This is a genomic window from Methylomonas sp. Uni0011, from assembly GCF_056850255.1.
The window spans coordinates 162,454-184,320 of record NZ_JBVVNO010000005.1; the positions used below are offsets into that span (position 1 = coordinate 162,454).

The window sequence follows — 21,867 nt, forward strand, 5'->3', positions numbered from 1 at the left end:
TTGGAAAGTTTCGCCGACTGAAATTCGGAAGTTATTGCGCGTTTTTCCCCGCTCGTTGAGACGACTCTAACACGCAGCAGGCAGAAAAACCATAAACAGCGTTTTCGGCAAGGAAAACACCGGTAACGCATCAATCAGTAGACAGGATCTGGATAGCTATGATTAAAAACGCCCAGAAAATCAATTCAGTACACATGCTTTACGACGCCGACTTGTCTCAGGACAGTTGCGGGGTCGGCTTCATTACCCGCAAGGACAGCAAACAGACGCACGAACTGCTGCTGAAATCGCACGAAGCACTCTGTACCATTCCGCACCGCGGCGGCATGAGCGCCGAGGGTATCGGCGACGGCGCTGGGGTCAATATCGACCTGTCTTTGAAGTTTTTCCGCAAAGTCACCGGCAACCCAAGCTTGATATTGGGCCAATTCGGCGTAGCCAACTTCTTTTTTCCGGAAGACCACACCCATTACGACTCCGAAGCGCAAAAACTGGTCGAAGAACACCTGAAAGAATTCGAGCTACCGGTTTTGAAATGGCGTGAAGTACCGGTCGATACATCGGTATTGAACGCTGCCGCGGTCAAAGCCCAACTACCGATCAAGCAGCTGATTTTCGGCCGGCCGGCGTCGTTGCAAGACGCCAGCCACGAGGCATTCGAAAAACACATCCAGCAGGCCCTGCTGGCCATCGAAGCCGACGGCTTCAATCGTCCGGAATTGCAGGGCTTCTACCCGCTATCCATGAGTTCGCGCACTCAGGTGTATAAAGGCCGCTTGAATTCGTTCGAGGTCATCCCTTACTTCGTCGACCTGTACGACGCCGACCACGAAATCAGCACGCTGTTCTTCCACACCCGTTTCTCGACCAACACCGCGCCGGCGACGATGATGGCGCAGCCGTTCCGTTACATGGCGCATAACGGCGAGTTGAACACCGACAAGAAAAACCGCTTGAGCGAAAACGCCATCGCCCGGCAAAATAACAAGCACATCGTGTTTCCGTGCGGCCAGTCTGACTCCGGCCGTCTCGATCAAACCCTGACCCGTCGCATCAACGAAGACGAACTCGACATCGTCACCGCAATCCTGGCGATGATGCCTCCGGCCTGGGAAAACGACCCGACCCTGTCCGACGAAGTTCGCGCCATGCTGGAATATTTCAGCTTGTACGAAGAAAAAAACGACGGCCCGGCAGCGCTGATATTCAACGACGGTACCCGCGTCGGCGCCCGCCTGGATCGTTTGGGCCTGCGGCCGCTGCGTTCGGTCGAAACCGCAGACTATCTGGCCGTAATGTCGGAAGCCGGCCAAATCGACTTCCCTCCCGAACAAGTATTGCGCCGAGGCCGGATTGAGGCCGGCGGCATGCTGTATTTCGACCACAACACCGGCGAGTCTTACGACAGCCACCAGGTCATGGCGCGTCTGGCGAGCGAAAAAGATTACAAGGCGATGTTGGCGCAGCGCTGCGTGCACATGGATCAACTGCCGAAAGTGGAACTTTCCGAGATCGGTAGCGACCACTCGCTGAACACAGAACAGTGCCACACTGCGTATTCTCTGAACCAGGAAAGTTTCAAATTCCTGCTGGATCCGATCCTGCAAACCGGCCTGGAAAAAGTCTCGGCGATGGGCTATGGCCTGACCCCGAACGCACTGAGCTCGGCCGAGGGCGGCATGTCGCGTTATTTCAGCCAGCGCTTCGCTCAGGTCACCAATCCGCCGCTGGATTCGCTGCGGGAAAGCGACGGCATGACGCTGCGCGTCGCGCTGGGTGCCAAACCGACCTTCGCACCGCCGACCAGCAAACAGTTGATGATCGAATCGCCGATTCTACAGCGTACGCAACTGGAACAAATCCGCCGCCAAACCTTGGTCAAAACCGTGACCCTGGATATGCTGTATACCCCCGACTTCGACGATGCCGCGCGCAACGAACAAGCACTGGAACACGCATTCCTGGCTGTGTGCGAACAAGTCGAGCAAGCCGCGCGCAACCATACCGGCATCATTGTTCTAAGCGATGCCAACATCGGCCAAACCCGCGCAGCGATCCCGGCCTTGTTGATGATCGCCGCCGCTAACCAGCATCTGGTCAAACAGGGCCTGCGCTTCAATTCATCCATCATCATGGAAACCGGCCAGGCCGCCAGTCCGCACGATGTAGCGACCATTTTGGGTTTCGGCGCTTCGGCAATTTGCCCACTCAGCGTGCATAACCGGGTCATGACCGAATATGCCGACGAAGCCGGCCGCAAAAAAGCCCTTTACAACTTCCAGAAAGGCGTCGAAAAATCGCTGATGAAAACCATGGGCAAATTCGGCCTCTGCACTGTGGAAAGTTACATCGGCGGCGAGTTTTTCGAATCCAACTATCTGGACACCGACGAGCCGAAATTAAAACCCTATTTCCCGAACATCAACTCATCGGTCGGCGGTGCGCGCTACGCCGACATCGCCGCCAGTTCCCGCGAATGGCACCATAAAGCGCTGTCGGTGCAAAGCGAAAACGACATCCCGTTCCTGGGCCTGTTCAAAGAACGCCAGGACGGTGCTGGCCACACTTTCGGCAATACTGCGGTGCGCGAATATATCGCGATGACCGACGAGCCGATTCTGTATATCCCGCAGCAACAGGCTAACGAAGCCAGCGATAATGCTTACCGCGATTTCGGCTACGAAAAACGTACGCCGGCGCAAATCGACGCTTTCGGCATTACACCGGCCTATCGCAGCTTTACTCGCAATCTGGCTCAAGAGCGTGCCAACCGGCCAGCCGCATTGCGTGACGTGATGGAATTCCCGGTCGATATAGCGGACGCCGAGACCCAAGCCGATTTCGATCGCCTGCTCGGCAGCCAAAACCTGCATGGTAATAACAACTTTCTAGTCCGCGGCTTGAAAGTTTCGCGCACCAACGGCGCCGTGTTCAAAATCGAATTGACCGAAAACTCGAACAAATCTCGGCTGGAGCAACTGGCGGAACATCTCAAATCACGTTTCGCCGACCAGGATTTCTCGGTCGCCATCGAAGCCGACAGCCTAAATGCACGGATCAACGATACCGACAGCATACTGTATTTTTACCTGAGCAATCTCCGCAGCAGCCGCGAGCGGCTGGACCTAGCGAAGGTACAACCGGCGCACGAAATCACCCCAACTTTTGCATCCGGGGCCATGAGTCACGGCGCATTGTTGGCCGAGGCCCACGAAGCGGTCGCGCAAGGTACCAACATTGCCGGCGGTATGAGCAACTCCGGCGAAGGCGGCGAACACTCCAGCCGCTTCGGCACGATTCGCTCCAGCAAAATCAAACAATTCGCGTCCGGCCGTTTCGGGGTTTGGGCCGGTTATTTGGCCGACCCGAATCTGGAAGAAATCGAAATCAAAATCGGCCAAGGCGCTAAACCGGGCGAAGGCGGCCAATTGCCGGCTCCGAAAGTCTCGGTGGAAATCGCGGCCTTGCGCGGCGGTACGCCGAAAGTCGAACTGGTCAGCCCTCCACCCCACCACGACACGTACTCGATCGAAGACTTGGGCCAATTGATTCACGACGCCAAAGCCGCCCGGGTTAGGGTCGTCGTCAAACTGGTTTCCTCCGAAGGTATCGGCACGATCGCCGTCGGCGTCGCTAAAGCCGGCGCGGACGTCATTAACGTCGCCGGGAACACCGGCGGCACCGGCGCCGCGGCGGTCACCAGTTTGAAAAACACCGGCCGCTCGCCGGAAATCGGTATCGCCGAAGTCCACCAAGCCTTGGCAGTGAACGGATTACGCGATAAGGTCACGTTACGCTGCAGTGCCGCGCACCAGAACGGCACCGACGTGGTGAAATCGGCCATCCTCGGCGGCGATTCGTTCGAATTCGGCACCACCGCATTGATGATGCTGCGCTGCGTGATGGCAAAAAACTGCAACATCCGCTGCCCGGCCGGCCTGACCACCGCCCACGAGGAATTCAAAGGTGATCCGCGCGTGTTGGCGCAGTTCTTCATGAATCTGGCCCACGAAGTGCGGGAAATTCTGGCCGACCTGGGTTACACCAGCCTAAAAGAGATTCGCGGTAAAACCGAGCTGCTGCATTTAATCAACCATCCGAGCATGATCGGGCAGTTGCATCTGCAAAAACTGTTGGCGGAAGTACAGGAAATCAAAGTCGAAAAGCCGATATACCTGGAAAAAGACTTTACCATCGACGATCTGATCTTCGCGCAAGTGAAAACAGCTTTGTTCGAACAAGGCCACAAACAAGTCGTGATCGAGGGCAGCGAGTTCAAACTCAACAACCGCAACAAAACCGTCGGCGGCCAAACCGCGATCGATATCGAGCGCTTATTGCACTATGAAATGAGCGCCGAGCAAATCGCCGCCAGCCAAATCGTGTACACCAATCAACACGGCCGCCGTTATCTGGCGGACGATACCGTCATTGTTCGCACCCACGGTTCGGCGGGACAAAGTTATGCGGCATTCAATAACGACGGCATGCGCATGGAACATACCGGCACTTGCAACGACGGCGTCGGTAAAACCGCTTGCGGCGGCGTAATCGTGATCAAGTCACCCGGCGGCGGCTCGAATAAACCTGGCGAAAACGTATTGATCGGCAACTTTGCCCTGTTCGGCGCCTCCGGCGGCAAAGCCTTCATCGAAGGCGAGGCCGGCGACCGCTTCGCGGTGCGCAATTCCGGCGCGATGGCGGTGGTCGAGGGCGTCGGCGATTTTGCCTGCGAATACATGATCAACGGCGCGGTCCTTAACCTGGGAGGTTTCGGTAAAGGTTTCTGCACTGGCATGTCCGGCGGCAACGCCTACCAATACGACCCCGAAGACCGACTGGAAGAACTGTACGACGACAGCTCGGTCAGTATCCATCGATTGACCGACGGCGGCGAAGTCGCAGCCAGCCACGAACAGTTCATCCGTTATATGCTGGAGCAACACGTCGAGCATACCGGCTCGACCAAAGCCAAAGCGATTCTCGCCGATTGGGAACAACAACGCGGACATTTCAAATTCGCGCTGCCGCTGTGGCTGAATCGTACCCAAACCGCGGAGTATTTGAGCAAATCTCTGGACCGAAAAGCGATGATCGAAGAGTTGTCGGTGGCATTCGCGCAAAACCAGATCGAACAGATCAAGCAAGCGCACAAAACCGGTAATGCTTTGTTCAACGGCGCCATACCCGGCTACGGCGAAACCGACAGCGAGTTGACGCTGAAACTGATCAACAGCTATGCGGTGGTTGACAAGGCCCAGCAAATCGCTCGCGACCAGCTGATCAAAGCCAATATGCCTTTGACCCAAAGCTTGATCGATAAATACGCGGAGAAACTATTGATGGAGCGTCCACGCAAATTGCAAGACGCCTTGGTGAAAAACATTCGCGAGGCCTACAGCCAATACGACGATCAACAATTGGCGACGCTGATGGCGGAAAAGCGCTTGAACGACTATAAGACCACGTTGAAACTGCGCGACGTCCAAAGCATTTATTCAATAGGCTCCACCGCCTGGATTATCGAGCAGGACCGCTTCAACCGCCAAGCGCTGGCGGGCGTGCCAACCATCGACAAGAATTTGGCCAGCCTGGAAAGCCTGAGCATCGTCAAGGAAATGCTGGAAACTGAAGCCGCATAACCTTGGCCGGTCGGGTTACAGCGCATCCGCGCTATGAATTAAACACCCGGCCAAACTGGATTAATAGTTTAACGGGCCGCCGTAGTGCGGCCCAAAGTTGGTAAAGAAATGAAATCACCTTTTATCCCCGAAAACGCGCCTTATTCCGATATTCAACGTGCCTGGCTCAGCGGATTTTTTGCCGGCATGCATAGCCATATGGTGCAAAACTCGAATAGCAGCAACCAGAGCAATAGCAGAACCTTACATATTTTGTTCGGCAGCCAGACCGGCAATTCCGAGGGTGTAGCTCATGACGCCGCCAACCGCGCCAAAAGCCACGGTTTGGTACCGGTAGTCAAAGGCATGGACGAAATCGATATCGGCCAGTTGGCCAAAATGGAATATCTGCTCATCATAACCAGTACCTATGGCGAAGGTGCGATGCCGGATAACGCCGAAATGCTCTGGGAAGCCGCCAAAGCAGAGTCCGCCCCCCGTTTGGAAAACATCAAATATTCTATCTTGGCGTTGGGCGACACCAGCTACGACTTGTTCTGCCAAGCCGGCAAGGATTGGGACGAGCGCTTAGGGGCATTAGGCGCGCAACGCTTGTTCGACCGGGTCGATTGCGACGTCGATTTCGAGGCCCCCGCCGAGCAGTGGCTCAGCGAAGTAATACCCTTGATGGCCGAAGGCGCCGCCACCGTCGCCGTGCTGGATACCGATAATCGCGCCGCAGCCAAACCGGCTTATAACCGCAAGAATCCGTTCCCGGCCAAATTAATGGTCAACCGCTTGCTGACAGCCGAAAACTCGTCCAAGGAAACCCGCCATTACGAAATCTCCATCGCCGGTTCCGGACTCAGTTACGAAGCCGGTGACGCGATGTGCGTCATACCTAGCAATTGCCCGCAATTGGTTGCCGATATCGTCAAAGCCCTGGGCTGCACCGGCGGCGAAGACGAGCCGGTCAACGGCGAATTGATGACACTATCGGAGGCGCTGCGGACCCATTTCGAAATCAAAACTCCAAGCAAAGAATTCGTCGAGGAAATCGCGAAGCGTTCCGGCGACCAGGAACTTAACGGCATCCTGCAGGCCGGCGACAAAGAGAAAATATCCGATTATTTGTGGGGCCGCGATACGCTCGACCTATTATTGCAATTTCCGGCCGTCGAATTTTCCGCCGCCGAATTTCTAGGCCTATTAAAACCGCTTCAACATCGGGCCTATTCGATCTCTTCCAGCAGCAAACTGACTCCGGACACCGTGCATCTGACCGTGGCCAGCGTGCGTTACGACGCTCACGGCCGCCATCACAAGGGTGTCTGCTCGACCTATCTGGCCGACCTAGCCGACAGCAACAGCGACGTTAAAATTTTCTTTACGCCGAACAATAACTTCCGGGTTCCGAGCGACGATAGCCTGCCTATGGTCATGGTCGGCCCCGGTACCGGTATCGCACCATTCAGAGCCTTCCTGCAAGAACGCCAAGCCCGCAATGCCAGCGGCAAAAACTGGCTGTTCTTCGGCGACCGCAACGCCTCGACCGATTATATTTACCGCGACGAAATCGAAGCGATGCAAGCCAGTGGCCTGTTGACCAAGCTCGATCTGGCCTTCTCCCGTGATCAAGCCGAGAAAATCTATGTTCAAGACCGGATGAAACAACACGGCGCCGAATTGTTCGCTTGGTTGGAACAGGGCGGCTATTTTTTCGTTTGTGGCGACGCTTACCGGATGGCAAAGGATGTCGATCAAGCCTTGCACGACGTCATTCGCGAGCACGGCAAAATGAGCTTGGTTGAAGCTGTTGAATACGTTAACGGCCTGAAGAAAGACAAACGTTACGTCAGAGACGTTTACTGATCGAACCAACCAATCCAACTCGGTTCGTTTCCACATTTTCCTCCGACAATCCGCCTAGGCAAACTCTACTTACCTAGGTGGATTGTACGCCAACCATCCTATTTTTACTTTTCCAACCGATTGGCCTACCCTACTGTTTGAGGCGAATAAATATCGCTCTATAGCGGTCTTGACATGCCTCCGATTACGACAAGGACAGCGCTACGGCATGTTCAGCATTGGCATCATTACTGCTAATCTAACTCAAGCCTTTTTCAGACAAAGGCTGATATTTCGCTTCGGACAATCAACAATGACATTAATCGATGAAGCTACGATTTCCGCAACCGGAAACGACGTGATCGACGACGATCACGTCGAATTTATTCAGCTTGTCAATCAATTGGAAAAGGCAGACAACCCCGAGTTTGCACAACTGTTTCGGCTGTTACACGAACACGTAGTGGCACACTTCGAACGCGAAAACCAATTGATGGCACAATGCGGATTTCCGGCGGAAAGCGAACACAAAAGCGAACATCAACGAGTATTGTCCGAATTCAAACAATTTCAAGCCAGAGTCGATAAGGGACTAGTCGGGTTCGGCCGTGCCTTTGTCCGGGAGCGCTTGCCGGGATGGTTCGCCGTACACGTAGCAACGATGGATAGCGTATTGGCGAGTTATATTCGGCAATATCAGGCATAGCCTGTTATGGATGCGAACGGCAGTCTGCAAATTATCGAGCGGTTTTACGCAAAGGCTGAATGCGAGGAGATTTACCGGCGTTTCATGCTCGACCACGATTGGCCGGTCAACGTCTACACCGTCGGCGGACGCCGTTTTGCGCTACCGCGCTTACAAACCTGGCATGCCGACTCGGGCATTCGTTACAGTTACCGTTACAATCTGTTGGAAACCCGAGCATGGACGCCGCTTCTAGTCGAGATCAGGCAACGAGTCGAAGCTTATCTGAATATTTCGTTTAATTCGGTATTGGCCAACCTCTACCGCGACGGCAACGATTACGTGGGCTGGCACGCCGACGACGAGCCGGAACTGGGAGAGCGACCCTTTATCGCCTCTTTAACGTTCGGTACGGCGCGCAACTTTGCGTTTCGCCATAAAAAACTCGATCAGCAAGGCGAGGTTAAATTGGCCGACGGTGCATTGCTGATTATGCATCCCGAATTTCAACGCGATTGGCAGCATAGCTTACCGCCGGATTCCGGACTTGACAGCGGCCGAATCAATTTGACTTTCCGCAAGGTTATCTCGCCTTGACCGGGGCTTCCAGCTTTTGCTAATCGCATCGCCGTTCAAGAATGTTCGGCGGGGGCCGCTTGCGCTTGTTGAGCCTCAAACTTCTTTCTTTTATCGCACTTCTCGGTACAAATACAGTTACCTGTCCCGCCGCAGGAACCTTTGATCGCGTTTCGGCCGAAAATGACCCCAACCGCCATGATAGCGATCACGACCAGCATGAATAAAAACGTCGCAAGAAAATAACCCATATCGATTGTCCAGTTATATAAGCCTTAGAAACGAAAAAACGAGGGACGACCCTAATCGCCCCCCGTTTTTGTCTACCCGATCAAGCTGCGGTTAGCCGCCGAAGTCGTCCAAGAAAATGTTTTCTCTGTCGACGCCGTTAGCCACCAGCATATTGATCACCGAGGAGTTCATGATCGGTGGACCGCACATGTAATACTCACAGTCTTCCGGGGCCGGATGGTTTTTCAAGAACTCTTCGTACAGAACGTTGTGGATGAAGCCGGTATAGCCTTTCCAATTGTCTTCCGGAAGCGGATCGGACAATGCCACGTGCCATTTGAAGTTTTCGTTCTCGGCTTGCAGCATGTCGAAATCTTCAACGTAGAACATTTCGCGTTTGCTACGCGCACCGTACCAGAAAGTAATTTTGCGTTTCGACTTCAATCTGCGCAATTGATCGAAAATATGCGAACGCATTGGCGCCATACCGGCACCGCCGCCGACGAAGACCATTTCGGCGTCGGTATCTTTGGCGAAAAATTCGCCGTACGGACCCGATACCCAAACTTGGTCGCCCGGTTTCAGGTTGAAGATGAACGAAGACATGATGCCGGGCGGCACGCCTTCCGGCGCACTTGGCGGCGGCGTGGCGATACGCACGTTCAGCATAATTTCTTTCTCTTCCGGATAGGAAGCCATCGAGTAGGCGCGCAAAGTCGGTTCTTTTACATCCGACACATAGCGCCACAGATTGAATTTATCCCAATCCGGCCGGTACTCGTCAGCAACATCCATATCCGCATATTTGGAAACGTGTGGCGGACACTCGATTTGAATGTAACCGCCGGCGCGATAGTTGATCGCTTCGCCTTCCGGCAATTGCAATACCAGTTCCTTAATGAAGGTCGCGACGTTGTCGTTAGATTTGACGGTGCAAAGCCACTTTTTGACGCCGAATACGCTGTCTTCGACCTCGACCGCCATATTGGTTTTCACCGCGACCTGACAAGCCAGGCGCTCGCCGTGGGCCGCTTCACGCTTGGTGATGTGCGACAACTCAGTTGGCAGAATATCGCCACCGCCGCTATGCACTTTTACTTTGCACTGACCACAAGAACCGCCACCGCCACAAGCCGACGATACGAATAACTGGTTGTCGGACAACGCATTCAATAATTTTGAACCGGCCGGCACGTGAATCTTCTTCTCGTTGTTGATCAGAATTTCCACATCCCCGGCGGCCACCAGTTTGTTTTTCGCGCCGATGATCAGGAACACCAGCGCAATCACGATAGCCGTGAAGAAAATAACACCTAATGCAATTTCTAGCATTACGATACCCTTTTACAATTGAATTCCAGAGAAAGCCATGAAGCCCAAGGACATCAAGCCTGCTGTGATGAAGGTGATGCCCAGGCCTTGCAGCGCGGCAGGCACATCGCTGTATTTCAGTTTCTCGCGAACACCGGCCATCAAAGTGATAGCCAACGCCCAACCAAAACCGGAACCGATACCGTAAACCACACTCTCGCCGAAATTGTAGTCGCGTTCGATCATGAACAAACTACCGGCCAGAATAGCGCAGTTAACGGTAATCAAAGGCAGGAAGATACCCAGCGCGTTGTACAAAGCCGGTACGAACTTATCCAGGAACATTTCCAGAATTTGCACGATCGCGGCGATCATACCGATACAGCTCAGCAAGCTCAAAAAGCTCAAATCCACGCCGGTGATACCCAGCCAAGCCAAGGCATCTTCTTTCAACAAAGTTTGATAGATGAACTGGTTGGCCGGTACGGTCAAGGTTTGCACGACCATTACCGCAATGCCCAAACCCATGGCGGTGGCTATCTTCTTGGACACGGCCAAGAAGGTACACATGCCCAGGAAGAACGACAGAGCCAGGTTTTCAATGAAAACCGCTTTAACAAATAATGCGATATAGGCGTCCATTAGTGATGCCCTCCTTCACCGTGAGCAATAGCCATGATTTTGAACTCATTGTGTTCGACTTGTTTGGGTTTCCAGGTACGGAAGGCCCAAATAATCAAGCCGATAACGAAGAAAGCGCTGGGCGGCAACAGCATCAAGCCGTTCGGCACGTACCAGCCGCCGTCTTTGACCAGCGGCAGAATTTCGATGCCCAACAACTTGCCCGATCCTAGAGTTTCGCGCACCAGCGCCACCAGAATCAGAATCAAGCTGTAGCCGGCGCCGTTGCCGATACCATCGATAAAGCTTTGCAGCGGCGGATTTTTCATCGCGTACGCTTCGGCGCGACCCATCACGATACAGTTGGTGATGATCAAACCGACGAATACCGACAGTTTTTTGCTGACATCGAACGCGAAGGCTTTCAGCAACTGGTCGACCACGATTACCAGCGAAGCGATGATAATCATCTGCACGATAATCCGGATGCTGCTCGGCGTGTGCTGGCGCACGGCACTAATCGCCGCACTGGAGCAGGCTGTAACCGAAGTCAGAGCCAACGCCATGATCAACGAGGTCGACATTTGCGAGGTCACCGCCAACGCCGAGCAAACCCCCAACACCTGCAAAGTGATGGGGTTGTTATCGACCAACGGTTCAAATAATACTTTTTTGGTTTCTTTGTCCATGACGACTCCTAACCGTTTGCTTTGATTTTGTTCAGGTAAGGCGCAAAACCTTCCGGCCCCATCCAGTACAGGATCAGATTGCTGACGCCGCGGCTGGTCAAAGTCGCACCGGCCAAACCGTCGACCTTGGTCGCAGCATCCGGACGGCTATTGTCGACCGTGCCTTTAACCAAGGTCAAAGCCACTTCGCCACTGTCACCGTAAACTTTCTTGCCTTTCCACAGCGCACGCCAGTTCGGGTTGACCACTTCGCCGCCCAGACCCGGAGTTTCGCCTTGGTCGTACAGGTTGATGCTTTGCACGGTTTGGCCGTCGGCATCCAAAGCGAGGAAACCGTACATGGTCGACCACAAACCGTAACCGTTGATCGGCAAAATAATGGATTGCAACTTATCGCCGTTCTTGACCAGGAATACCTTAGCCAACTTCGCTTTGGTACGGATGCTGGCGATGTCTTTTTCCGGCGGAATCACTTCGTTTTGCGCAGGATCCTTGGCAGCTTTGCGTTGGTCGTATTCTTCGACGTTACCGTCCACGTATTCGCCGGTCGCAATGTCGACCAATTTAGCTTCGATCCGTTCTCTGAAAGCTTGGTCGATATCGGTACCGTCTTCCAGCAAGCCTGCAACATCCAGAATATTCTTCTTCATGTCCAGGGCCTTGTTATGGGACTGCAAAGGCCGCAACGCCACGGTGGCTATCGATACCAGAACCGCGCAGACCAAACACAGCGCCAGCGCGACGTTAACCGTTTTTTCCAGACTATCGTTGCTTAATGCCAGGATGCGGTCGGCATAAACCCGGAACTGCGCGTAGTACTTACACAACTGCTCGTTAAAGTTATTGGTCTTGTTTTCGGCATTAGGCATGACGTTTGATCCTTCTTCTGATATTCGCTTGAATCACAAAATAATCAATCAATGGTGCGAACATATTGGAGAACAGAATCGCCAGCATGACGCCTTCCGGAAAGGCCGGGTTGATTACGCGGATAATGATGATCATGACGCCGATCAGCACGCCGTAGATCCAGCGACCGATATCGGTATTGGCTGCAGAAACCGGATCAGTAGCCATATAAACGGTACCGAAGGCAAAACCGCCCAATACCATGTGCCAGTACCAGGGAATCGCGAACATCGGGTTGGTGTCGCTGCCGATCACGTTCAACAAGGTCGACATGCCGATCATGCCGATCATGACGCCACCCATGATGCGGTAAGAAGCGACGCGGGTATACAACAGGAACGCAGCACCCAGCAGACAAGCCAGAGTCGACGTTTCGCCCATCGATCCGGGGATGAAGCCCAGGAAAGACTGAAACCAACCGAAGCTACCGGTGATGGCGTCCAATCCGCCGGCCGAAGCCAGAGACAATGCTGTCGCACCACTATAGCCGTCAACCGCAACCCAGACCGAATCGCCGGAGATTGAAGCAGGATAGGCGAAAAACAGGAAAGCACGGCCGGTAAGTGCCGGATTCAGGAAGTTTTTACCGGTACCGCCGAATACCTCTTTACCCAACACGATACCGAACGAAATGCCCAAGGCCACTTGCCACAGCGGAATACTGGCCGGCAGGATCAAGGTATACAGCATTGACGAGACCAGGAAGCCTTCGTTGACTTCGTGTTTACGTACGGTGGCGAACAACACTTCCCAGAAGCCCCCAACCGCCAACGTGACGATATAGACCGGGAAGAAATACAACATACCGTGCACCAGGCACGAAAACGGGTTGTAAGGGTTGTAGCCGAACAAGGCCATCGGAATGCTACGCCAGCCGTCGATATCGGTTGCGCCGATTTTCTGCATCGCCAGATTGGCTTGAAAGCCGGTGTTATACCAAGCCATCAAAATGCAGAATGCCGTGGCGATGACGACGAAAGTCATGGTCCGCTTCAGGTCGTTACCGTCCCGGACATGAGTAGTACCGCGCGTTACATCGGACGGGGTATACATGAAAGTATCGACCATCTCGTACAGGCCGTAATACTTTTCGAATTTGCCGCCTTTTGTAAAATGCGGCTCTATGCTATCTAATAAGTCTCTAGCCGACATTTATCCTTCCTTCTCGATTTTGGTTAAATTTGCTCTGAGCACCGGCGCAAAATCGTGTTTACCGGGATCGACGAAAGTGAACAGGGAGACGTCTTCCTCGTTCAATTCCAAACAGCCCAGGGCTTGCGCAGTATCGGTATCGCCGACGACAATCGCTTTCAACAACGGTGTCGGCAGAATATCCAGAGGCATGACGGATTCGTAAATTCCGACCGGGACAATGGCCCGGTTACTACCGTTTTTATCGGTAGTCAGTGGAAACAGGCGTCCCGATTCACGATCTTTGGATGAGACATAGACGTTCAAAGCCGAATATTTGTCTTTGCCCGGCACGATCCAACCAAAAAATTCGCGGTCGCGGCCTTCTTTCAGTGCGGAAACCTGCAGTGCATAAGTACTCAGATAGGCAAACGGCCCCGCAGCTTCGTGCCCGTAAAGCACGGAACCGGAAATGACGCGATTCTCGCCGTCTTCCAACTCGCCAGCCGCCAGCTCCAACAAGTTAGCGCCAACTCGGGTCTTGACCAAGCGGGGCTTTTTAACGGTCGGACCGGCCAGAGACACAACGCGCTCGACGTTCAGCTGACCAGTAGTGAACAGAGCACCGATAGCAATCACAGCCTGATAATCGATGTGCCACACGAATTTGTGGACATTGACCGGGTCGATGAAATGGATGTGCGTGCTGGGCAAACCGGCGGGATGCGGGCCGGCAAACTCAGCGGTCTGCACGCCGGCAACTGCAGAAATGTTGGCGCCGGCGGCTTTACACAAATAGGTCTTGCCGGCCAGTTTCGAAATCACGGTCAAACCGTTGGCGAAATCGCCGGCTCTGTCGGCTATCACTACCGCCGGATCGGCTGCTAAAGGACGGGTATCGATTGCGGTGACGAAGATAGAACTCGGCGTCGAATCGGCCGCCGGGACTTTACCGTAAGGACGAGTCACGAACGACGTCCACAAGCCTGATGCTTGCAAATTCTGCTTGATTTGTTCGGCAGACAATCCGGCCAACTCGGACTCGGCATACTTGCTGAACTTTTCGTGCTGGTCGCCTTTCAACTCGATCACCACAGATTGCAGCACCCGCCGATCACCACGGTTGATGGCTTTGACGACGCCCGCCCCGGGCGAAGTGAAATTTACGCTGGGATTTTGCTTATCCACGAACAGAGCTTGGCCCACTTTCACCTTGTCCCCTTCCGCGACCAGCATTTTCGGCTTCAGCCCGACGTAATCGGCGCCCAACAGCGCGACCGATTTGACGGCGTTACCCTCGCTTATTTGCTGTTCGGGCTTACCCGTAATGGGCAAATCCAAACCTTTCTTTAGTGTAAATTGCATAGTTAATACGCCTGCTCTCCAGACAAATTTCAGCAAAAAGCCCCCTTGGACACAGCATTCCTCGAGAGCAGTTGAAAACTTAAAACCTTGCCATTACATCACAAGTTATCGGCTTTCTCAACGATAAATCCCGAGCCGCAAGCCAGGAAAAGCCGCTTGCCAAACCGTCTGAAAAATGATTACCGGAATCAAATTTCCACGACCTTATTGATGTCGAAACCGGCGACGGTTTTCCGCCCCAAATACCCGCGGGTATTGCTCAAAATCCGGGCGTCGGCGATCCGGTAGTCGCCCAAATTGTGCACATGCCCGTGAAACCAGGCGGCAATTTCGTACTCGTGGAACAGCGGCTTCAGGTCGTTGCAATAGGCGATTTTTTTGATCACGTTCGGCGAATCGATCCAACTCCATTCGGTCGGCGCATGGTGAGTCACTACCACTGTTCTTCCGGGATAAGGATCAGCCAGCCGCTGTTCCAGCCAAAGCCGCGATTCCCGGTGCAATTCGACGAATTGCTCCGGCCGAAACGCTTGGTGGCCGAACAGAATCTTACGAAAATCGTTCAACGATCGACCAAGCGCCTCGGCCTTGTCCAAACCGTCGACGAACAAATCGCTCCACAGGGTGCACCCTAAAAAACGCACCCCCTGAAACACGAACTGCCCCTTTTCCAGAAACCGAATTTGGGTGTTGGCACACTGCTCCCGCAGCATCTCCAGCGTTTGCCGATACTCGTAGCCGTAAAACTCATGATTACCGGCAACGTAAATTACCGGCTTGCCTATTGCCTTCAACCATTCCACGCCTTGACTGAAAACACCGATGTCGCCGGCAGCGACTACGATATCGGCATCGGTGTCGGGCAAACTTTGGTCGCCAAACTCTAAGTGCACATCAGAGAAGTAATTTATCCGCAAAATTTTTCCGTCCCGTGGCTATGGAGGTATAATTTTAATCCTAAGTGAATTACTTGGTATTTTTAAACAACTCGAGTTCCTGAAAACACAATTCTATGTCGATTAGCCCCAGAAAACACACCCAACAGGTTTTGGTAGGTAACGTTAAAGTCGGCGGCGGCGCGCCGATCGTAGTTCAATCCATGACCAACACCGATACAGCTGATGTTGCAGGAAGCGTTCAACAAATCATGGAACTAGCGACCGCCGGCTCGGAAATCGTCAGAGTCACAGTCAATACCGAAGAAGCCGCCAAAGCCGTTCCGGAAATCGTCAACCAACTGGAACAAAAAGGCTTTTCAGTACCGATTGTTGGCGACTTTCACTTTAACGGCCACAAACTGTTGGAAAAGTACCCGGACTGCGCTCAAGCCCTTGCCAAGTACCGCATCAACCCTGGCAACGTCGGCAAAGGCAAAGCTCGCGATCCGCAATTCCAGCAAATGATCGAATTTGCGATTCGCTATAACAAACCGGTCCGGATCGGCGTTAACGGCGGCAGCTTGGACCAAGCGGTATTGACCCGCTTGCTGGACGAAAATCGCCAGCTAGCACAACCCAAAGAGCTTCCTGCCATTACTCGGGAAGCGATCATTCTGTCGGCACTGGAAAGCGCCGCCAAAGCCGTCGAACTTGGACTGGGCAAGGACAAAATCGTGCTGTCTTGCAAAATCAGCAACGTGCAGGAGTTGATCAGTATCTACCAAGACATCTCCAGTCGTTGCGACTACCCCCTGCATTTAGGCTTGACTGAAGCCGGTATGGGCTCCAAAGGCATCGTCGCCTCCGCCGCCGCTTTGGGCGTATTGATGCAGCAAGGCATCGGCGACACCATCCGCGTCTCCCTAACACCAGAGCCCGGCGCCTCACGTACGAAGGAGGTTATCGTCGCTCAGGAAATTTTGCAAACCATGGGCTTTCGTTCGTTCACGCCAATGGTCATCGCCTGCCCGGGTTGCGGCCGTACCACCAGTGATTATTTCCAACGCCTAGCCCAGGATATCCAAGCTTTCCTGCGCGATCAAATGCCAATCTGGAAAGACAAATACAAAGGCGTGGAAAATATGGAAGTCGCAGTAATGGGCTGCGTCGTCAACGGCCCCGGCGAAAGTAAGAACGCCAACATTGGCATCAGCTTGCCGGGTAGCGGGGAGTCGCCTGTCGCGCCGGTATTCGAAGACGGCGTCAAGACCGTGACCTTAAAGGGCGACCATATTGCCGAGGAATTCCAAGCACTAGTCGAACGCTACATCGAGACGCACTACAGCGCCCAGTAACTCCCCGACCACAAAAAAGGCGGCTTTCAGCCGCCTTTTTTATTGCCTGTCAGCCGGGTTGACCGTCGATCCGCGGCGATATCAGTATCGGCGCATAATAAAAAGCGAATAACGAAAACGCCGCCAACCAGCTGTAGCTGGAAATCATGACAAAGCCGCCGTACCACGCCGGCAGCAACGCCGGAAACATTACCCTGAACAGCGTCGCGATATTCAACAGTAAAAACGCAATCGCCACTACATTCGAGGCCTTCAGCGCCCGCCCGGTATGCCCCAACGCCACCCTTGCCATCATCCCCAGTGTCAATACGCCGATACCGCCGACCGTAAAGGCATGCAGTGCCAATACCGGTTGAACCCAGGCAAATGCCGACAATGCCACCAAGCCGAATCCGAGTATTAACCAACCGTAACCGATGTATAACACCCATAACAACGGCACGTACCAGATCCGCGCGTTGTACCAAGCGGACACCCGCAACACATTGATAACCAGAGCCGCAATTGCCGCGACCGCCAACACCGCACCGGAGACGTCAAACATCAGCAACCCAAAAACCGCCACGCCGGCAGCGACCGCAGCCAAGTCCAAAGCAGGATTGCGGATGCAAATCACACCTGACAATCCGCGTTCGGTAAAAAACGGAAATACCCGGCCGGCGATTACCAAAATCATCGCCACCACTACCGCAACTACCAGCGTCAACCCCAAGCCGGCGCTGGTTGCCGACACACCCAAAATCTGAGCGTGCATCAAGCCGTTACCGAGCGTCAGCAACAGCAATAAAGCGATAAAAACCAGATTTTTGAAATTGCCCGTCTTCAGCAAGGGCCGGACCAAGAAATAAGCCACCGCCGGCAGGAACAGCATATCGACCACGGCGATCAATCCGTCCGGCAGCAAACCCGAATAAAACGGCAATACCCGGCCGTATGTCCATAAAAAACTCAATGAGGCCAATTGGTCCGGGTTGACGGTTTGCAAACCGGTCCAGTTTCTGACGGCGGTCAGCAAAAAACCGGCTATCACCGCCGCGGTGTAACCCAACAACATCTCATGCGCATGCCACAGGCTACCGGCGAAGTAATTGTCGATATGCAAGGCGCCTTTGGACATCGAATTCCATAGTGCAATCAAAGCCAGCGCCGATAAACCCGCTAGCGCAAAAAAAGCGCGAAAGCCCATTGCAAACAGCGGGTAATCAAAAACCGGTTTGTTATTCATGCGCCCTTTCCTCCAGCCAGTCGAGTTCGTTATCCGAGAAACCGGCGATTATACGCACTTCTCGGTTAAATGGCCCTTTGGGTTTCCCCTTGTAATAACCCAAAATCAAATCCTTATAATGCTGCTCGGGGGGCAGTCCCTGCTGCCAGGCCAGGCTCTTGAACCAATACGAACCGCGCTCGACATGGCCGATTTCGTCGGTATATACCCGCTCCAATATGGCAGCGCCGTCCGCATCGCCCATCGCCGCCAGCTTGTCGCGCATGCCCGGCGTCACGTCCAATCCGCGCGCCTCCATACAACGCGGCACGATCGCCAATCGGGCTAAAATATCTTCTGCCGTATCTTCCGCATGAGACCACAAGCCTCCGTGCGCCGGCAGATCGCCGTAATCGCAGCCCAATTGCCTTAGCCGGTTGCGGATGAGTTGGAAATGTTGCGCCTCCTCATCGGCAATCAGTAACCAATCGCGGTAAAAATCGTCGGGCAAGCCGCGAAAGCGGTAGATAATGTCCCAGGCCAGATAGATTGCGACGAATTCGATATGAGCCAAGGCATGGAAAAAAGCCGCCTTGCCTTCGTCGGTATCCAAGCGCCGTTTCGGCATGTCCCGCGGCATCAATAATTCAGGTTTTGCGGGGAAGACCGTAGCAGCGATCGGCAATGCCTCGCCGACCGGCGCAAACGACAGCCGATTTTCCGCCAATAGTTGGCGGGCCTGGAAGGTAAAGGCAAGTTTTCGCTCGATATCGGCGTCGAACAGACACCGCTCGGCAAATTCGAACACTGATTTCATCTGGAATTAAGACGGGATTTGATCAATTCAGAAACTCAAGCTATCAACGGAAATTGAGATGAACGATATACGTCATACTTAAGCAAGCCCGTTCAAACCGGAAGCCGTACCGCTAAATGTCGTGCAAAAACGGGGAGGATGGGCTAACTGAATATGGCAAGGTATGCGCATCTATCAAGCGAACACCTTAAACCCCGTGTTGGCAACGCAAAATCTTGTTTAGAGAAATACGACACTTCAAATATAGAGCGCAGTAAAAAATCGAGTAAGTCATTGAAAATATTGGTTGGGGCCGAGGCATCAGAACCCACGACACTTACTCCCAGTCAATTAGCGCCTTTTATTAGAAAATAAAATCAACAACTTGTAAATCTCGCAATTTTAAAGTTCTACTACAGCGAGACCAATATCAATGTCGTATCCATCTTGCAGTACTAGATTTTTACTACACTGGCGCGCTAAAGGTCTTAGCGCCGAGCAGGGAGAACCTAAGCTCTGTTGAGCCAAGGTAACGTGCGTCGATGAACGGTGGGGGCGCCACAGGCAGGGATAGCGCGCTTTCTTTTTGCCGATTTTTCCCAGCAGAATCCCGGAAAAGTCAGCAAAATCGCCCCGACCGCTCACGCCTTCGGCGGCTCCGGTTCGTGCACATCACATCGTTCGACCCAACAAGCGGATCGAAACATTGGCTCTCGCATGATTTGACGCCGTTTCACGACGCCTTGCAGGTTTTCTGCGCTTCGCTGCGAATATCCGGCCGGCGCTACGGCTATCTCGAACTAAAAATCTTCACTTCGCTCGCGCTCCGTTTCCAAGATTTTCAGCAGGTAAGTGGTAATCACTCTTCGATCCAGATCAACTCGACCCGCCGGTTTTCGGATTTACCGGCTTCGGTTGCATTGTCGCCGACTGGCCGGGTTTCGCCATAGCCCTTTGCGGATAATCGGTTGGTAACACCTTTTGCCTTCAGGTATTCAACAACCGAATGCGCCCGCCTTTGCGACAGTTTCATATTGTAGGAATCACTACCTTCGCTACTGGCATGGCCTTGCACTTCAATTTCATTTTTCTGCGGAAACGCGATCAAATCCCTGGCTACGCCGTCCAGCAGTTGTTTGGCGTTTTCGCCGAGTTCGGCGGAATCGTATTTAAAATGCTGCCCTTTCAGTATCAACCGAACCGCGCAACCTTTGATGTCGACCGTGGCGCCTTTGATAGTCCCCGGGCATTTGTCCAGACAATCGTTGACGCCGTCGCCATCGGAATCCAACGTGCTGCAATCGGGTTTGGGCGCCACCGCGAACGGCACTGGCGCGGCGCGGGTGTCAGTCTTCGCCGCGTATTTGGGTTTATCGCCAAACGGAATCACCACGCCTAAATTGACGGTCATGTCGTGAAATTCGTCGGTGCCGGCTTGAACATGGGCGTTCAAATTATTGTTGTAGCGGTAACGCACATCGCTGCGTATCAGCAAATTGTCGTTAACCTCATAACTGGCGCCGATACCGGCCTCGCCGATAAAACCGATACCGCAGTTGGCGGAGGCGCAGGTGTTCATGCCGCCCAAACCCACCACCGCATAAGGCGAGAATTTATCGCGGAACAAATAGTACTGTACATCGGCACCCCCGCCGGCCAGATCCCACGGACCGTTATCGCCGCCAAAGCCTTGATAAAAACCTTTTATCTCGACGTTAAAATGCTGATCGATGATTTTACCGACGCCGACACCGCCCCCCCAACCGTCGCTCGCACGCCTGTCGCCACCGCTGTTGATAAAGGTTGCAAACGGCGCAACATACCAGCGGTTATCTTGATATTGATCCGCGGCGCGCACCTGCGGCACCATTGCCATGCCGACTAAAGAGGCGAAAGGCAGTAAGTGTTTATTCAGCATAATCTTTCCTTTAAGTAAAAAATGGGAACACGTAAATGGCGTCGCCGATCAGACCAGCCATCCCGACTCGCTTAACTTTCTCGACGATCTGTTGTAAAAAAGCTGTCAAGTAGCTTATTCGCAACAGAGATAGACTGTCGGTACGGTAACGCACATAAGCACACTGACCTCCAGTTTCTAAGCAAACACCCATTACTTCCTCAACACAGACGTCGCGGCATTACCGGCTTGGTACTTTATGTACGCTAGCGCACCGACTGATTCCGGAATAACCCGTTAAAGTGATCTCAAGGTCTCAGAACCCCAATCCAGCTCAAGCGGGACGCGTTCAGTGAGTTGCATAGCGACGAGCGCTAAGCGGCCATCGAATAGTGTCTTTACGTTCCAATTCCGGAGACATACCCATGAAAAGCCTGACTAAATTATTTTCCGCATTCCTTGTGGCCCTGACATTACTGGTTTCGGCCGGTTGCGCTTCGACGAATAGGCACGAAGGCACCGGCGAATACATTGACGACAGCGTCATCACCACCAAGGTGAAAGCGATGTTGTTCGATGAGCCCAATCTGAGATCCGGTCAAATCAATGTCGAGACGTTCAAGGGGATAGTGCAATTAAGCGGTTTCGTCAGTTCCCAAGCCGACATCAACAGGGCAGTGGAAATTGCCCGCAATGTAAAGGGCGTAACCTCGGTAAAAAACGATATGCGCCTTAAATAAGAGGATA

At 53.4% G+C, this 21,867-nt stretch carries 17 protein-coding genes; 6 read left to right on the forward strand and 11 right to left on the reverse strand.

Annotation, left to right across the window (positions count from 1 at the left end; translation table 11 throughout):
- The first annotated feature begins 158 nt into the window (after window positions 1–158).
- The 4 genes from AC0IM9_RS09285 (at window position 159) to AC0IM9_RS09300 (ending at window position 8,754) form a co-directional block, all read left to right on the forward strand.
- Window positions 159–5,642, forward strand: coding sequence for a glutamate synthase-related protein (locus tag AC0IM9_RS09285; protein WP_482803819.1), 5,484 nt, complete (start codon window positions 159–161; stop codon window positions 5,640–5,642).
- Window positions 5,643–5,750: 108 nt separating this feature from the next.
- Complete coding sequence (locus AC0IM9_RS09290; protein ID WP_482803820.1) at window positions 5,751–7,493, forward strand: diflavin oxidoreductase; 1,743 nt, start codon at window positions 5,751–5,753, stop codon at window positions 7,491–7,493.
- Between the two features lie 292 nt (window positions 7,494–7,785).
- Window positions 7,786–8,178, forward strand: a complete 393-nt coding sequence (locus AC0IM9_RS09295) for a bacteriohemerythrin (protein ID WP_445370789.1) — start codon at window positions 7,786–7,788, stop codon at window positions 8,176–8,178.
- A 6-nt stretch (window positions 8,179–8,184) separates the two neighbouring features.
- Window positions 8,185–8,754, forward strand: a complete 570-nt coding sequence (locus AC0IM9_RS09300) for an alpha-ketoglutarate-dependent dioxygenase AlkB family protein (protein WP_482803821.1) — start codon at window positions 8,185–8,187, stop codon at window positions 8,752–8,754.
- A 35-nt stretch (window positions 8,755–8,789) separates the two neighbouring features.
- Here AC0IM9_RS09300 and nqrM read toward each other — a convergent pair whose 3' ends face one another.
- From nqrM to AC0IM9_RS09340, 8 genes are all read right to left on the reverse strand, one after another.
- Window positions 8,790–8,984, reverse strand: a complete 195-nt coding sequence (gene nqrM / locus AC0IM9_RS09305) for a (Na+)-NQR maturation NqrM (protein WP_140913992.1) — start codon at window positions 8,982–8,984, stop codon at window positions 8,790–8,792.
- 91 nt (window positions 8,985–9,075) lie between these two features.
- Entirely contained in the window at window positions 9,076–10,296 is a 1,221-nt protein-coding gene (gene nqrF, locus AC0IM9_RS09310; protein ID WP_482803822.1) for an NADH:ubiquinone reductase (Na(+)-transporting) subunit F, read from the reverse strand.
- 12 nt (window positions 10,297–10,308) lie between these two features.
- On the reverse strand, window positions 10,309–10,917 hold the full coding sequence (gene nqrE, locus AC0IM9_RS09315) for an NADH:ubiquinone reductase (Na(+)-transporting) subunit E (RefSeq protein ID WP_140913990.1): 609 nt from the start codon (window positions 10,915–10,917) through the stop codon (window positions 10,309–10,311).
- Window positions 10,917–11,585: an NADH:ubiquinone reductase (Na(+)-transporting) subunit D gene (locus tag AC0IM9_RS09320; protein ID WP_054759006.1), complete on the reverse strand. Its 669-nt coding sequence runs from the start codon at window positions 11,583–11,585 to the stop codon at window positions 10,917–10,919. The genes nqrE and AC0IM9_RS09320 overlap by 1 nt, the downstream gene beginning before the upstream one ends.
- 8 nt (window positions 11,586–11,593) lie before the next feature.
- Window positions 11,594–12,454, reverse strand: a complete 861-nt coding sequence (locus AC0IM9_RS09325; RefSeq protein WP_482803823.1) for a Na(+)-translocating NADH-quinone reductase subunit C — start codon at window positions 12,452–12,454, stop codon at window positions 11,594–11,596.
- On the reverse strand, window positions 12,447–13,646 hold the full coding sequence (locus tag AC0IM9_RS09330; RefSeq protein ID WP_140913988.1) for an NADH:ubiquinone reductase (Na(+)-transporting) subunit B: 1,200 nt from the start codon (window positions 13,644–13,646) through the stop codon (window positions 12,447–12,449). The genes AC0IM9_RS09325 and AC0IM9_RS09330 overlap by 8 nt, the downstream gene beginning before the upstream one ends.
- On the reverse strand, window positions 13,647–14,990 hold the full coding sequence (locus AC0IM9_RS09335; RefSeq protein ID WP_140913987.1) for a Na(+)-translocating NADH-quinone reductase subunit A: 1,344 nt from the start codon (window positions 14,988–14,990) through the stop codon (window positions 13,647–13,649).
- Between the two features lie 188 nt (window positions 14,991–15,178).
- Window positions 15,179–15,883, reverse strand: a complete 705-nt coding sequence (locus AC0IM9_RS09340; protein ID WP_505331440.1) for a metallophosphoesterase — start codon at window positions 15,881–15,883, stop codon at window positions 15,179–15,181.
- Window positions 15,884–16,002: 119 nt separating this feature from the next.
- On the opposite strand from AC0IM9_RS09340, the gene ispG reads away from it, so the two are divergent.
- On the forward strand, window positions 16,003–17,223 hold the full coding sequence (gene ispG, locus AC0IM9_RS09345) for a flavodoxin-dependent (E)-4-hydroxy-3-methylbut-2-enyl-diphosphate synthase (protein WP_140913985.1): 1,221 nt from the start codon (window positions 16,003–16,005) through the stop codon (window positions 17,221–17,223).
- A 49-nt stretch (window positions 17,224–17,272) separates the two neighbouring features.
- On the opposite strand, the gene AC0IM9_RS09350 is transcribed toward ispG, so the two are convergent.
- From AC0IM9_RS09350 to AC0IM9_RS09360, 3 genes are all read right to left on the reverse strand, one after another.
- Window positions 17,273–18,448: an NnrS family protein gene (locus tag AC0IM9_RS09350; protein WP_482803825.1), complete on the reverse strand. Its 1,176-nt coding sequence runs from the start codon at window positions 18,446–18,448 to the stop codon at window positions 17,273–17,275.
- Window positions 18,441–19,244 (reverse strand): ferritin-like domain-containing protein, encoded by an 804-nt coding sequence (locus AC0IM9_RS09355; protein WP_482803826.1) that lies wholly within the window; start codon window positions 19,242–19,244, stop codon window positions 18,441–18,443. Before AC0IM9_RS09355 ends, AC0IM9_RS09350 begins: the two co-directional genes overlap by 8 nt.
- A gap of 838 nt (window positions 19,245–20,082) precedes the next feature.
- Entirely contained in the window at window positions 20,083–21,141 is a 1,059-nt protein-coding gene (locus AC0IM9_RS09360; protein ID WP_482803827.1) for an OmpA family protein, read from the reverse strand.
- Between the two features lie 404 nt (window positions 21,142–21,545).
- Between AC0IM9_RS09360 and AC0IM9_RS09365 the strand changes: the two genes are divergently transcribed.
- The gene (locus AC0IM9_RS09365; RefSeq protein WP_445370797.1) at window positions 21,546–21,860 is read left to right on the forward strand and encodes a BON domain-containing protein; all 315 of its coding nucleotides are present in this window, start codon (window positions 21,546–21,548) and stop codon (window positions 21,858–21,860) included.
- Window positions 21,861–21,867 lie beyond the last annotated feature (7 nt).